The organism is Lutibacter sp. A64 (assembly GCF_022429565.1).
In the GTDB taxonomy this organism is placed as follows: Bacteria; Bacteroidota; Bacteroidia; order Flavobacteriales; family Flavobacteriaceae; genus Lutibacter.
The window spans coordinates 98,076-112,413 of sequence record NZ_CP092487.1 but is presented as its reverse complement, the minus strand read 5'-3'; the positions used below and the strand labels follow the sequence as shown (position 1 = coordinate 112,413).

General features: G+C 29.4%; 12 protein-coding genes. 10 read left to right on the top strand and 2 right to left on the bottom strand.

Annotated elements, in window-relative coordinates:
• Window positions 1-31: 31 nt before the first annotated feature.
• The 6 genes from ftsH to MKD41_RS00490 are packed head-to-tail and all read left to right on the top strand — an operon-like array spanning window position 32 to window position 5,019.
• The gene (gene ftsH / locus MKD41_RS00515; protein WP_240243500.1) at window positions 32-2,014 is read left to right on the top strand and encodes an ATP-dependent zinc metalloprotease FtsH; all 1,983 of its coding nucleotides are present in this window, start codon (window positions 32-34) and stop codon (window positions 2,012-2,014) included.
• Window positions 2,015-2,057: 43 nt separating this feature from the next.
• Window positions 2,058-2,645 carry an LUD domain-containing protein gene (locus tag MKD41_RS00510; RefSeq protein WP_240243499.1) on the top strand — a complete coding sequence of 196 codons (588 nt, stop codon included), beginning with the start codon at window positions 2,058-2,060 and terminating at the stop codon, window positions 2,643-2,645.
• 3 nt (window positions 2,646-2,648) lie between these two features.
• Window positions 2,649-3,470, top strand: a complete 822-nt coding sequence (locus MKD41_RS00505; protein ID WP_240243498.1) for a phosphatidate cytidylyltransferase — start codon at window positions 2,649-2,651, stop codon at window positions 3,468-3,470.
• 3 nt (window positions 3,471-3,473) lie between these two features.
• Window positions 3,474-4,124 (top strand): phosphatidylserine decarboxylase family protein, encoded by a 651-nt coding sequence (locus MKD41_RS00500; protein ID WP_240243497.1) that lies wholly within the window; start codon window positions 3,474-3,476, stop codon window positions 4,122-4,124.
• 17 nt (window positions 4,125-4,141) lie between these two features.
• On the top strand, window positions 4,142-4,402 hold the full coding sequence (locus tag MKD41_RS00495; protein ID WP_240243496.1) for an acyl-CoA-binding protein: 261 nt from the start codon (window positions 4,142-4,144) through the stop codon (window positions 4,400-4,402).
• Window positions 4,402-5,019 carry a YceI family protein gene (locus MKD41_RS00490; RefSeq protein ID WP_240243495.1) on the top strand — a complete coding sequence of 206 codons (618 nt, stop codon included), beginning with the start codon at window positions 4,402-4,404 and terminating at the stop codon, window positions 5,017-5,019. Before MKD41_RS00495 ends, MKD41_RS00490 begins: the two co-directional genes overlap by 1 nt.
• A gap of 178 nt (window positions 5,020-5,197) precedes the next feature.
• Here the strand turns inward: MKD41_RS00490 and MKD41_RS00485 are convergent, their stop codons facing one another.
• Window positions 5,198-6,682: a SusD/RagB family nutrient-binding outer membrane lipoprotein gene (locus MKD41_RS00485; protein WP_240243494.1), complete on the bottom strand. Its 1,485-nt coding sequence runs from the start codon at window positions 6,680-6,682 to the stop codon at window positions 5,198-5,200.
• A gap of 15 nt (window positions 6,683-6,697) precedes the next feature.
• A complete protein-coding gene (locus tag MKD41_RS00480) occupies window positions 6,698-9,748 on the bottom strand; it encodes a SusC/RagA family TonB-linked outer membrane protein (protein WP_240243493.1) in 3,051 nt (1,016 codons plus the stop codon).
• 226 nt (window positions 9,749-9,974) lie between these two features.
• Here MKD41_RS00480 and MKD41_RS00475 point away from each other — a divergent pair, with 226 nt between their 5' ends.
• The 4 genes from MKD41_RS00475 (at window position 9,975) to MKD41_RS00460 (ending at window position 14,335) form a co-directional block, all read left to right on the top strand.
• Window positions 9,975-10,724, top strand: a complete 750-nt coding sequence (locus MKD41_RS00475) for a DeoR/GlpR family DNA-binding transcription regulator (protein ID WP_240243492.1) — start codon at window positions 9,975-9,977, stop codon at window positions 10,722-10,724.
• 214 nt (window positions 10,725-10,938) lie between these two features.
• The gene (locus MKD41_RS00470) at window positions 10,939-12,396 is read left to right on the top strand and encodes a sodium:solute symporter (RefSeq protein ID WP_240243491.1); all 1,458 of its coding nucleotides are present in this window, start codon (window positions 10,939-10,941) and stop codon (window positions 12,394-12,396) included.
• Window positions 12,386-13,210 (top strand): N-acetylmuramic acid 6-phosphate etherase, encoded by an 825-nt coding sequence (murQ, locus tag MKD41_RS00465; protein WP_240243490.1) that lies wholly within the window; start codon window positions 12,386-12,388, stop codon window positions 13,208-13,210. The genes MKD41_RS00470 and murQ overlap by 11 nt, the downstream gene beginning before the upstream one ends.
• 60 nt (window positions 13,211-13,270) lie before the next feature.
• Window positions 13,271-14,335 carry an anhydro-N-acetylmuramic acid kinase gene (locus tag MKD41_RS00460; protein ID WP_240243489.1) on the top strand — a complete coding sequence of 355 codons (1,065 nt, stop codon included), beginning with the start codon at window positions 13,271-13,273 and terminating at the stop codon, window positions 14,333-14,335.
• Window positions 14,336-14,338 lie beyond the last annotated feature (3 nt).

Below are 14,338 nucleotides of genomic sequence, written 5' to 3'. Positions count from 1 at the left end.
ATAAATACTTCACCTTTTTGAAAAAAACTAAATGAGTCAAGAGAAAAAAAATACATCAAAAAATAAAAATATAAAACCGCCTAAATTCAATTTTTATTGGATTTATGGAATTGTTTTTGCACTTTTTATAGGATATCAAATCTTTAACAGCGATAGCTTATCTACTAAAAATTTAAGTCAGAATGAATTTGAAAACATTCTTAAAGAAAATGATATTGAGCGCATTTTAATTATTAATAATAGCGTTGCTAATGTTTTTATTAAAAATGAAGCTTCAGACAAAGAACAACATAAAAAGAATAAAGGCTCTCTTTATTCTGCTAATTCACCAATGTATTATTACAAATTTGGTGATTTAAATAAATTTCAAGAAAATTTAGAAACAACAAAAGAAGAATATGATTTATCGTTTGACGTTAAATTTGAAGCTAAAACAGATTTCATAGATACATTATTTATGTATTTACCTTTTATATTTTTAATTGGTTTATGGATTTATTTTATGCGTAGAATGTCGGGCGGTGGCTCAGGTGGTGGCGGTGGCCAAATATTTAGCATTGGAAAATCTAAAGCTAAATTATTTGATCAAGACCAAAAAGTTAAAACTTCTTTTAAAGATGTTGCTGGTTTATTAGGTGCAAAAGAAGAAGTACAAGAAATTGTAGATTTCTTAAAAAACCCAGATAGATACACTTCTCTTGGAGGTAAAATACCAAAAGGAGCCTTACTTGTAGGCCCTCCAGGAACAGGTAAAACATTATTAGCTAAAGCAGTTGCTGGAGAAGCAGGTGTGCCATTTTTCTCTTTATCAGGTTCAGATTTTGTTGAAATGTTTGTGGGTGTAGGAGCTTCTCGTGTAAGAGATTTATTTAAACAAGCACAACAAAAAGCACCTTCAATTATTTTTATTGATGAAATTGATGCCGTTGGTAGAGCAAGAGGAAAAAGTAATATGACCGGTGGAAATGACGAAAGAGAAAATACCTTAAATCAGTTATTAACTGAAATGGATGGTTTTGGAACAGATACAAATGTAATTGTAATTGCTGCTACAAATAGAGCCGATGTTTTAGATAAAGCACTTTTAAGAGCAGGTAGATTCGACCGTCAAATTTATGTAGATTTACCAGATTTAAAAGAACGTGAAGCTATATTTAAAGTACACCTTAAGCCTATTAAAACCGACAAAGATGCAGATGTAGAATTTTTATCGCAACAAACACCTGGTTTTTCAGGTGCAGACATTGCAAACTTATGTAATGAAGCTGCTTTAATTGCTGCCAGAAAAGGTAAAAAATCTGTTCATCATCAAGATTTTTTAGATGCTGTTGATAGAATTGTTGGAGGTTTAGAAAAGAAAAACAAATTAATTTCACCTAAAGAAAAGAAAACAATTGCTTTTCATGAAGCAGGACACGCAACAGCTAGTTGGATGTTAGAACACGCTGCACCACTTGTAAAAGTAACTATTGTACCTAGAGGACAATCTTTAGGTGCTGCTTGGTATTTACCTGAAGAACGTCAAATAGTTCAAGCAGAACAAATGTTAGACGAAATGTGTGCTACTTTAGCCGGTAGAGCTGCAGAAAAAATAATGTTTAATAAAATTTCAACTGGTGCATTAAACGATTTAGAAAAAGTTACTAGACAAGCCAAGGCAATGGTTACTGTATATGGTTTAAATGACAAGATTGGTAACATTACTTATTACGACTCTAGCGGACAGTCTGATTATAATTTTACAAAACCTTATAGTGAAGAAACAGCTCAAACAATTGATAAAGAAATTTCTTTAATTATTGAAGAACAATACCAACGAGCAATAACTATATTAACTGAAAATAAAGATAAATTGGTAACACTTGCAGAACTTTTACTTGAAAAAGAAGTCATCTTTAAAAAGGACTTAGAAGTAATTTTTGGTAGTAGACCTTTTGATAAAGATGAAGCAATTGAGGAAAATAATTCTTCAGAAGCATCAAATGTTGAAAATTCATCTGAAACATCAGAATAATTTAATAACTTTTTCATAATTTTGAATTTATTCAAAGCAAGAAATGAATTTATTCAAAAAATTATTTAGTACGCCAAAAGAAAAAGTATCTGAAGAACCATCTTCAGAATTACACAACTTACCACTTGATCAAATTTTTGTAGAAAATTTCATCAAGAATAATGGTAAGTTTTTGTATTGTACTACATTACAAGAAGTAGTTTTAAATTTAAACAATATTATTCAAGAAAATTCTTGGGAAATAATTAATTGTAACGATAATGATTTATTAAAATTAATGAAGTCGTTAGCTATTAAAACTACCAATAAACTATCGAACAAATTTCCAACTTTTTTAAGTTGCGAGCATTTAATTGCCGAAAACGGAAGTATTTTATTCTCTTCAAACCAGTTAAAAGAGCATAAAATTTCCGAATTATCAGAACATTTCATTGTTTATGCAACCACCAGCCAACTAGTAAAAACTAAAGGTGAAAGTTTAACCGGAATAAAAACACGTTACCAAGGTAACATACCTAGTAACATTAGTGCTATTAAAAATTACACTCTAAACAGTAAAGATGAAGACTTTTTGAATTATGGGAATACCAATTCAAAAAACTTATATTTACTGCTTTTTGAAGATTTATAATTTATGGGAAAATTTTTAAAACGTGCACTATCAGGATTTGTTTTTGCTGGTGTATTAATATTTTCAATATTATACAGTAAAATTACATTTATATGTTTATTTTTTACTCTAATGATGTTATGTTTATATGAATTTAAAAGAATGATTGCATTAAAAAGCGTATTTCCTTATACAATAGGATGCCTTTTTTTTGTTTTTGGAAATATTTTAAATGTTGAAGACATTCCTTCAAGAATAATTTTTGAATATGTAGGTGTAGCATTATTTCTAACAATATTTATAACTTTTGCCTCTATACTATTTGCAAATAAAGAAGAAGTTATAAGTCATCTTGGAAAAATATTTTTATCCATAATTTATATTGTAGTTCCATTTACTTTAATGGTTCAAATTCCATTTTTAAATGCATCATTTAACTATGTTAACACTACTATTTTAGGCGTTTTTATTTTAATTTGGGTAAATGATACTTTTGCTTATTTAGTTGGAAATGCATTAGGAAAACATAAACTTTTAGAACGAATTTCACCTAATAAAACTATTGAAGGTTTTATAGGCGGAATGATTTTTACCTTTATTGCTAGCATTTTATTTGTAGCAACAGAACAATTTCCAAGTCTTACCCAAATACAATGGGCTGTTATTGCCGGAATTGTTAGTATCTTTGGAGTATTAGGAGATTTAATTGAATCCATGTTTAAAAGACAAGCTGCAGTTAAAGATAGTAGTAATTTTATACCTGGTCATGGAGGTTTTTTAGACAGATTTGATAGTGCAATTTTTGCGGCTCCATTTATTTTTATTTATTTACAATTAGTTCATTAAATTATGTTTCATAAAGAAGGTTATAAAATAATATTAGCTGCAACTTTTATAATGGGAGTTGGAATAATACTTATTGAAAATTTAGTAAGTTTAGTTTGGTTAAATAAACTTTTAGCCATATTACTATTAATTTTTTATGTACTAATTCTACAGTTTTTTAGAAATCCGAAAAGAGAAACACCATTAAATGAGCAAGCTATTATTGCTCCTGTTGATGGTAAAGTAGTTGTTATAGAAGAAGTATTTGAAAAAGAATATTTTAAAGATAAACGCATGCAAATATCTATATTTATGTCGCCTTTAAACGTACATATAACTAGATATCCTTTAAGTGGAGTTGTAAAATATAGCAAATACCATCCAGGAAAATTTTTAGTTGCTTGGCACCCTAAATCTTCTGAAGAAAATGAAAGAACTACAATTGTAGTAGAAAATAAAGCATTTGGAGATGTATTATATAGACAAATTGCAGGGGCCGTAGCAAAACGTATTGTAAATTACGCTAAACCTGCTATGCAAGTAATACAAGGAGAAGATGCTGGTTTTATTAAATTTGGCTCTAGAGTTGATGTTTTTTTACCTTTAAACACTAAAATTAAGGTAAAACTAAACGATAAAGTTAAAGGAGGAATACAAACAATTGCTGAATTATAGTACTTTAATTTTAAAACATGGAAGACGATTTAAATAAAGAGTTTGAAGCTGCATACCATAAAGCATCAACTACAACTATTAAATTACCTCCCGATATTATGCTGCAATTCTATGCATATTATAAACAGGCAACTAAAGGTAATAACTATGAAAATCCATCTGGAGATGTGCAATTAAGAAACGCTTTTAAGTTAAATGCCTGGTTTCAACTAAGTCATCTTACAGAAAAAGAAGCTAAAAAAGAATATATTAAACTTGTAAATAAATTTTTAAAATGATGAAAAATAATTATTTAAAACTACTATTTGTTTTGACACTTACGTTAGTTGTGTCATGTAAAAACACACCTAAAAAAGAACAAATAAGTACAGAAGAAAAAGGATATACTGTAGATCAAAAAACCACTACAGTTAATTGGATAGCTTATAAAACTAACGATAAAATCCCTGTAAAAGGACAATTTACAGAACTAAATTTAGAAAACTCTTCTAAATCTAAAACAGCTTTAGAAGCACTTGATAATTTAAAATTTAGCATTCCAGTAAGCAGTTTATTTACCAATGATACAATTAGAGATAACAAATTAAAAAAATTCTTTTTTGGTGCATTAAAAAACACAACGTTAATCTCTGGAACTATACACATTAATAACGAAACATCTGGTACAGTTGATATTCTTATGAATGGTATAACACAAGCTTTACCAATAACATTTATTGTTAGTGATCAAATGATTACTTTAGAAGCCGTAATGGATTTAGACAATTGGCAAGCACAAAGTGCTATTGATTCTTTAAATGAAGTTTGTAAAGAATTACATACTGGTAGCGATGGTATTTCTAAAACTTGGAGTGAAGTAAAAATTGAAGTTGCTACATATTTAAAATATGAATAAATTTAACGTTTAAGTAAAAAATCACATCAAATTTCTTACACAAAAAATAATTGATTTCTAGTATACTTAACTAAAAGAATACAAACATTACTTTATTACGTTAAATTAAATATTAAACTAAAAAACCGTCTAAAATAATATTTTAGACGGTTTTTTAGTTTACAAGTATTAATTCAAATTAATCTGCTGTATTCCACCATAATGGAGTGGTTAATCTAACGTAAGGATCGTTCGTTGGCATATTAACGTAATTTCTATCTTCTTCATTGTACTCATACATCATTGCTTGAATCCAATCATTCTCATTTGGAAAAATATCTAAATTTACATTTTCAGGACGTTGTAACCCATGATAAATATCTGAGCTATAATCCATTCTTCTCATATCTACCCAAGTTTCAGGGTTTAGAACATTTGCAATATATTTTTGAACCATAATGTGCGATAATTCTATATTACTTTCACCAATCTCAGTATCTAATAAACTTAAATAAGCGCTTGTAGCAGCGGCATCAACTCCTAATTTTTCAAAATCTGCTTGAACACCAATTTTAAAAGCTGTATAAGCACCTGATTTATCTCCTTTTCTTAACCTAGCTTCAGCTTCAATAAACTTTACTTCACTAAAAGTAATCATGTCAGTTGCAGAGTTAAGACTCGTATAAAATCCTCCATTACCTAATGAAAAATTATCTCCATCTTCCCCATTTAATCCTCTACCTATTACAACACCTTCATAACCACCATTAACAGCTTCAGGAACAATAATAGTTAATCTAGGATCCCATTCTGCATCATCTAAATTTAATGGGTTCTTTAATAAGTTCACAAAAAAGTCAGAAAAATAATCCATTCTTGAAGAACCATAACCATCTGTTGAAAAAGGTTGAATATCATTTGAAACTGGTCCACCACCATAAAGTTTCTGAGCGTTTAATTCATTTGAATTTATTGCTAACTGACAAGCAGCTATTACAGCATCTGCATCATAAGAAGATTTTTTAGCTAAATGGTTTAAATAACGTGCCTTAATAGCATACGCAAATTTTTTCCATTTTTCATGATCTCCTCCATAAAGAACATCTCCACCTTCTTCATTTAAATCTATAGCACTTGGTTCGTCTAAAGCAACTATTGCTTCATCTAAATAACTTAAAATAGTTTCATAAACTTCTTCTTGAGTACTAAATTTTGGTGTAATATTCATTGAAGACACACCATCATAGGTTTCGTCTAACACAATATCTCCATATTGATCTGTAGTCATTCCTAAAACATAAGCTCGTAAAATTTTACCTACTGCTACAAAATTAGGAGAAGCATATCTTTCACCTAAAACAATTAAATCTGCTGTATTTGGCAATGAATACACATAAGCATTTTGCCATAAAAAGTAACGACCAGTAGTTAAAGAAGAACTCCAAGTTTCAGAATAATAATTTGTCGCATTTTGCGCACCATATTGCGTAATTCCAAGAACCTCTCTACTCCCTCTATACTGAGCTTGAGCTGTTGTATTCTCTATTGCTCCTTGAATTCTAAATTGAGGAGGCAATGAAGATGTTGTTGGCTTTGTTTCAGAACCATTTACATCAAAATAGTCATCATCACATGAAGTGGCTATGACTGCTAAAAACACTATTAAATATTTATATAATTTCATAATTTTCTTTTATTTTTAGAATTTAACTTTTAAACCTAAATCAAACCCTTTCATGTTAGGTGTTCCTAAATTATCTATAGACATGGATCCTGCTCCAGAAACTCCTGCTCCAAAAGTATTAACCTCTGGATCAACTCCACTATAGTCTGTTATTGTAAATAGATTTCTTCCTGTAGCAAAAAACTCTACAGAAGATAACGCTATTTTATCTAGTAGTTTACTTGGTAGTTTATAACTTAATGTAACATATCTAAGCCTTGCAAACGAACCATCTTCAATAAAATTTTCTGAATTTTTATAGTAATAATCTGTATAAAATGCTTGATCCATAGCTACTGGAACTGTATTTACTGCTCCATTAGCATCAACACCTGGTAAAACTATTGTTTCATTTCTATTAAGTGTTTGCTCGCTTAAACCATAATAAACTAAAGCAGATTCTGTTGCATTATATACATCAACACCTTGAACTAAATCTAATAAAAATGATAGTTGGAAATTTTTGTAATTCATTGTACTTGAAAAACCTAAAGTCCAATCTGGCATACGAGTTACATCATCATATGTTTCTTGAACTAACGTTGGTAAACCATTTGAATTAATAACTACATCACCATTATCATTTTTTTGAGGTCTATAACCTCTTAAACCAAATAATGAACCATCTAATATCGCTGCACCTGCTGCTGTTGAATTAAACGTCCAAGAATCCGATAAATAAACTTCGTTTAGGAAACCAGGAAGTTCATTAACCTTACTTTCGTTCATTCCAAAGTTTAAGTCAACATTCCATTTAAATTCTGATGTATAAGGCAATACTTTAATTGAAAGTAACGCTTCTAGACCACTATTTGTAATAGATCCTCCATTAAGTGTTGCATAAAATGTACCTGTTGTTGGAGGAACCCTTATATCTCTTAATATTTGATTGTCTGATTTACTAGTGTAATAGGTAAAGTCTAACCCTATTCTACTTTCAAACAAACGCATATCTACACCTATTTCAAAACTATTTGTAAATTCTGGTTCAAGGTTTGGATTACCAACATCAACACCGTTCCAAGTATATCCGGAGCTTGCTAATGAATTTATATTAGTTGAAAGTGAGCTTTCTAATGCTCCAATTGGCGCATCTTTACCAACTTTAGCCCAAGTAGATCTCAATTGTAAGTAACTCAATCCGTTTGAAGATGTAATATCGTTACCTGCATTTTTAAATAAATCTGTAATTACTGCTGAAGCACCAACTGAAGGGTAAAAGAAAGATCTTTTATCTTTTGGTAACGTAGAAGACCAGTCATTTCTTCCTGTAGCTGTTAAAAATAATGCATTTTGCCAACCTAATTTTAATTCACCAAAAACACCAACCATACGCTTTCTAGAAATACCCTCACTAATATATTGATCTTCAACCAATACATTACCAACACTATATATTCCTGGAGCTTGAAAACCATCTCCACTTGTATAAGTTGTTCTAATATCTAATTCATCAACAGAATTACCTAATAAAGCATTTATAGAAAAATCTTCTGTAATATTTTTTTCAAAAGTTACTAATAAATTTGAATTTAAACGCTTATTTTCTCTATCGTACTGACTTATATAACCATCTTCTCTGTTATCTACTAAAGAACCGTCTCCAGTAATTTTTTTATTAAATTGTGTAAAATTATCAATACCTAATTTATACGATACATTAAAATTTTCTAAAAAGCTATAATTTAAACTTATAGCTCCAATTAAACGATTAACCTCATCTGTATTAGGACTATTATCAATACTCCAATAAGGATTATCAAATTGTTGATCTAAAAAGAAACTTTTCTGAGAGTTATCAGTATTTAAATAATCCGAAGCATTAACATTAGCAGGATATTTTAATAAACTTAAAAAACTACTTCCAGTAGCATTACCTTGCTTTGTACTATTGGTTTTTGTAGTTATATAATTTGCTGAAACACCTAAAGTTAAATTATCATTAATATTTGAAGAAGTATTAATTCTAAAAGATGTTTTATCATAACTTGTACTTTCAATTACACCTTCTTGAGAAACATCTCCAATAGAAAAATAAATATTACTTTTTGCATTACCACCTGAATAACTTAAAGTATGGTTTGATGTAATAGCTGTATCGTAAAAATCATCTATATTATTAAAAACTGGAGATCCAGCAGTACTATTTCCCCAAGAAAGTGGAGAATCAGTATTAATAGTTGTACCAGTTGCTTCTACAATTTGTTCTCCTTGACCATATTGTGTTTGTACATTTGGTGTTCCAATAATATTATCAACAGAAAGTGAACCAGAATACGAAATTACACTAGCACCATCTTTTCCTTTTTTCGTTGTAATAATAACTGCACCTTCTGCAGCCTGAATACCATAAAGTGCAGCTGCTGCTGGTCCTTTTAAAACAGATATACTTTCAATATCTTCTGGGTTAATATCAGAAGCTCTATTTGCACTTGCAACTTCTAAACTAGAACTTGTAGAATTGTCAATTGGAAGTCCATCTACAATAAATAAAGGTTGATTGTTTCCTGTAATAGAAGATCCACCTCTAATCATAATAATAGCTGATGCACCAGGCGCTCCACCAGAGTTCACTACGGTAACCCCTGAAACTTTCCCTTGTAATCCATTAACCATACTTGTTTGATTCCCTTCTAAAAGGGCTTCAGCTTGTACTGCTTGCACAGCATACCCAAGAGATTTTCGCTCTTTTTTAATACCCAATGCAGTAATAACAATTTCATCTAAACTTTCACCTGCGTTTAATGAAACATTAATAGTACTTGACGTCACCTCAATTTCTTGAGTTGCAAAACCAACATATGAGAACACCAAAACAGCTCCTTCAGAAGCTTTTATTTCGTATTTCCCATCGAAATCAGTTGTACCTCCCATGTTTGTACCTTTGATTAATACACTAACTCCTGGTAAGGGAAGATTGTCAGCGTTAGATTTAACTACACCTGTTACAGTTATAGTTTGCGCAAAAGAAATTTGAACAAAAAATAATGCTAGAATAGTTAAAAAATGATAATAGTTTTTTTTCATAATGAGTTAATTTAAAATCAATTTAATAACAAATATATTTAATTTTTTGAATAAAAATGCATAAACACGCTTAAAAAACGCAAATAAATTCAAAAAAATAATAAAAATTAGAAAATAAAAGCAAAAAACCCCTTAAATTGTTTAAGATTTACTAATATTGAATTACGAAATTCATATTAATAAAAAATTGCATATTTGTAATTATAACTAAACCAAAAAAAACGCCATGCTCAAAGAAGAAAGACAAAACTATATACTAGATCAAATAAAATTAAATAGAAAAGTACTATCTTCTAACCTTAGCCAAGAGTTAAAAGTTTCTGAAGACACAATAAGAAGAGACCTTAATGAACTATCTATAAATGGCTTAATAAAAAAAGTACATGGTGGAGCACTTCCAATAGATCCTAAAGCACCTTCATATGAAGAAAGAAGCAATCACAATCTAGAAGAAAAAAATATTATTGCAAAAAAAGCAGTTAAATTAATTAAAGAAGGTCAAGTTATTATAATGAGCGGTAGTACTACCAACTTACAATTAGCAAAAATAATTCCATCAAACATAAATGCAACTATTTACACATATAGCCTTCCTATTGCCTTGCAATTAACGGAACACCCCTCAATTGAAATCATTTTTATTGGTGGAAAACTTCATAAAGCCGCACAAGTAACTGTTGGTCTTGATGTAGTTTCATCTATATCAGAATTAAGAGCCGACCTATGTTTTATGGGAACAGGTGGAATTAATGTTTCTAATGGAATGACCGAACCCGATTGGGAAGTATCTCATATTAAAAAGTGTATGATCTCTGTTAGCAACAAAGTTATTGCTCTCTGTACTAAAAATAAAATAAACGAAATAAAAAGATACACTGCTGTTCCTATTCAAAAAATACATACAATAGTTACCGATATAGACCCCAACGATACTATATTTAACGATTTTAAAGATCAAGGAATTACAATTTTATAAATGTTTTTTGCGGTTTTTTGCGGTTTTTACTATTAAATTTTGCATTTTTACAATCTATTATTAGTACTTTTAGAATAAAAAATCTAAATTTGGTACTTATTCAAATTTTAAAAAATTTAATATACTCTAAAATTTAACTGATTATTGAACTTGAAATTTAAATGTTAGGACCTAAAAAAACGAACCTTATATACTAAACCCATAAATTACACGAATGAGTGCAACACTAATTTTAATCATCATTGCTTCCTACTTCGGAATACTAATGTTAATCTCTTATTTTACTTCAAAAAATTCTAGCGACGCTTCTTTTTATACAGGTGACAGAAAATCTCCTTGGCAAGTTGTTGCTTTTGGTATGATTGGAGCTGTAATGTCTGGGGTAACATTTGTTTCTATTCCTGGTATGGTTGGAACAAATTATTTTTATTACCTACAATTTGTTTTTGGAAACGTAGTAGGTTATGTATTTATTACTTATATTCTTTTACCTATTTATTATGATTTAAAACTAGTTTCAATATATACTTACCTAGAAACTAGATTTGGAACTAAAACATACAAAACAGGATCGCTGTTTTTTTTAATTTCACAATCTTTTGGAGCTGCACTTCGTTTATTGCTTGCTGCAAAAATTTTACAATTTGCGGTATTTGATTCTTTTAACATTCCTTTTTATGTTACAGTAATTATTATACTTGTACTTATTTGGTTTTACACCCATAAATCTGGTATTAAAACTATTGTTTGGACAGATACACTGCAAACATTCTTTTTACTTTTAGCCGCAGTTGTATCAATATATGTAGTAAAAAGCTCTTTAAATCTTGATATTTCAGAAACTATTACATCTGTAACAAACCATAAATACTTTAAAGTTTTTGATTGGGATTTTAATTCTGGTTCAAATTTCTTTAAACAATTTATTTCAGGTTTTTTAATTGCAATTGCAATGGTTGGGTTAGATCAGAATATGATGCAAAAAACGCTTACTTGTAAAAATAAAAAAGAAGCTCAAAGCAATATTCTAACCTTTAGTTTATTTTTAGCTGTAGCTCAATTTTTGTTTTTAGGTCTAGGTGTAATGTTGTATTTATATGCTGAAAACTTCGGAATTCAACTAGATACTTTAAACGGAAAATTTATTAATACCGATGATTTATTTCCGATGTTATCTTTAAATCATTTTGGAATTATAGCTAGTGTTAGTTTTATTTTAGGTATTACAGCCGCTTCATTTTCAAGCGTAGATTCTTCTTTAACAGCTTTAACTACTTCTTTTACACATGATTTTCTAGACATCCAACATAAAAACTCTAAAGAAAAGAAACAATTAAAAAACAAAGTTTTATTAGGTTTTTCTATTGTAATATTTACTATTATAATGCTATTCTCTGAAAGTAAAGGAGATGTAATTTCTACAATATTTAAAGTAGCAGGTTATACGTACGGTCCTTTATTAGGACTTTATCTACTTGGTATTTTTACAAAAATAAAAATAAAAGATGCTGCAGTTCCGTATATATGCGTTCTTATGCCGCTTCTCACCTATTACTTAAACTATCTATTTATTACTAAATTCTCTTTTGATTTAGGATTTATGAATATACTAGTAAACGCACTTTTAACAATATTATGTTTAATTATTGTATCAACTAAAAATGAAAAATAAACCAACCACAGAACAATCTTCAAATTATAATAATCTTGAAAAAATGAGTACTTTAGAATTACTCTCAAATATAAATAATGAAGATAAAACAGTACCAAACGCAATTGAAAAGGCCCTCCCTTCAATTGAAAAATTAGTAAATTTAATTCATTCTAAAATGAAAGAAGGTGGTCGCCTTTTTTATATTGGAGCCGGAACAAGCGGAAGATTAGGTGTTTTAGATGCTTCTGAATGCCCTCCAACTTTTGGTGTTCCAGATAATTGGGTAATAGGGTTAATTGCAGGTGGCGATTTTGCACTTAGAAAAGCTGTTGAAAATGCCGAAGATGACACTGAATTAGCTTGGCATGACCTACAAAAATATAATATAACAGACAAAGATGTTTTAGTTGGAATTGCGGCTTCAGGAACAACCCCTTATGTAATTGGCGGACTTAAGACTGCTAAATTACATGGTATTAGTACAGGCTGTATTGTTTGTAATACCGATAGCCCCGTTGCTAAAGCGGCAGATTTACCTGTAGAAATAGTTGTTGGACCTGAATTTGTAACCGGAAGCACCCGTATGAAATCTGGAACAGCCCAAAAGTTAGCTTTAAATATGATAACAACTTCTGTTATGATAAAACTTGGTCGTGTTAAAGACAATAAAATGGTTCATATGCAATTATCTAATGCTAAATTAGTAAACCGTGGTATTTTAATGCTAATGGATGAATTACATATAAACCAAGAATTAGCCTCTGAATTACTTAAAGAACATAAAAGTGTTAAAAATGCTTTAGATGCTTATAAAAATAAGCTCATTCAATAAAACTTTATTAAAGCCAAACTCAATTCGCTAAAAACCATTGGGTTGTTAAAAATTATTTAAATGGAACATAAAACAAAATACTGTATTGGAGTTATGAGTGGTACTTCTCTAGACGGTATAGATATCGCTTATATTAAACTTACTTCTGAAGCTTCATTTCAATTTAAAATTATTAAAGCAGTTACAATTCCATACCACCCAGATTGGAAAAAGGCATTAAAAAATGGATTTCATTTATCTGGTGAAGCATTAACTAAACTCGATGCGGATTATGGTATTTTCTTAGGAACTATATTAAAAAATTTTATTGCTGAGAATAATATTGAAAAATTAGATTTTATAGCTTCTCACGGACATACAATTTACCACAACCCTAGCGAACATTACACGCTTCAAATTGGAAATGGACCTTATATAAATACAATTACAGGTGTTAAAACTATTTGTAATTTTAGAGTACAAGATGTTGCTCTTGGTGGGCAAGGTGCTCCATTAGTTCCTATTGGTGATGCATTATTATTTTCTGAATATGATTATTGCTTAAACTTAGGTGGCTTTTCTAACATTTCTATGAGAGAAAACAAATTACGTATTGCTTATGACATTTGCCCTGTTAATATTGTATTAAATCATTATGTAAATTCTTTAAACCTTGAATATGACAATAATGGCGAAATTGCATCAACTGGAAGCATTGAAACAAACTTATTAAAAGAATTAAACGAACTACCTTTTTATAACGCTATTAAACCTAAATCTTTAGGGTATGAATTTATTGTTGAAACTATTTTCCCTATAATTAACAAATACAACCTTGAAACAAAAGATATTTTAAGAACATTTGTAGAACATATTGCTATACAAATAGCTAAAAAAATTGACTCTAACCCTTCTAAAAAAATGCTTATTGCTGGAGGTGGCGCTTACAACGGTTTTCTTATAGATAGATTACAATCTTATACCAAAACACAATTAATAATACCAACTGATGAAATTATTAATTACAAAGAAGCTTTGGTATTTGCATTATTGGGCTATTTAAAAAATGAAGAAAAAAATAACTGTTTAAAAAGTGTTACTGGAGCAAGTAAAAATCACAGTAGCGGAATTATATACAATGCTTAAATC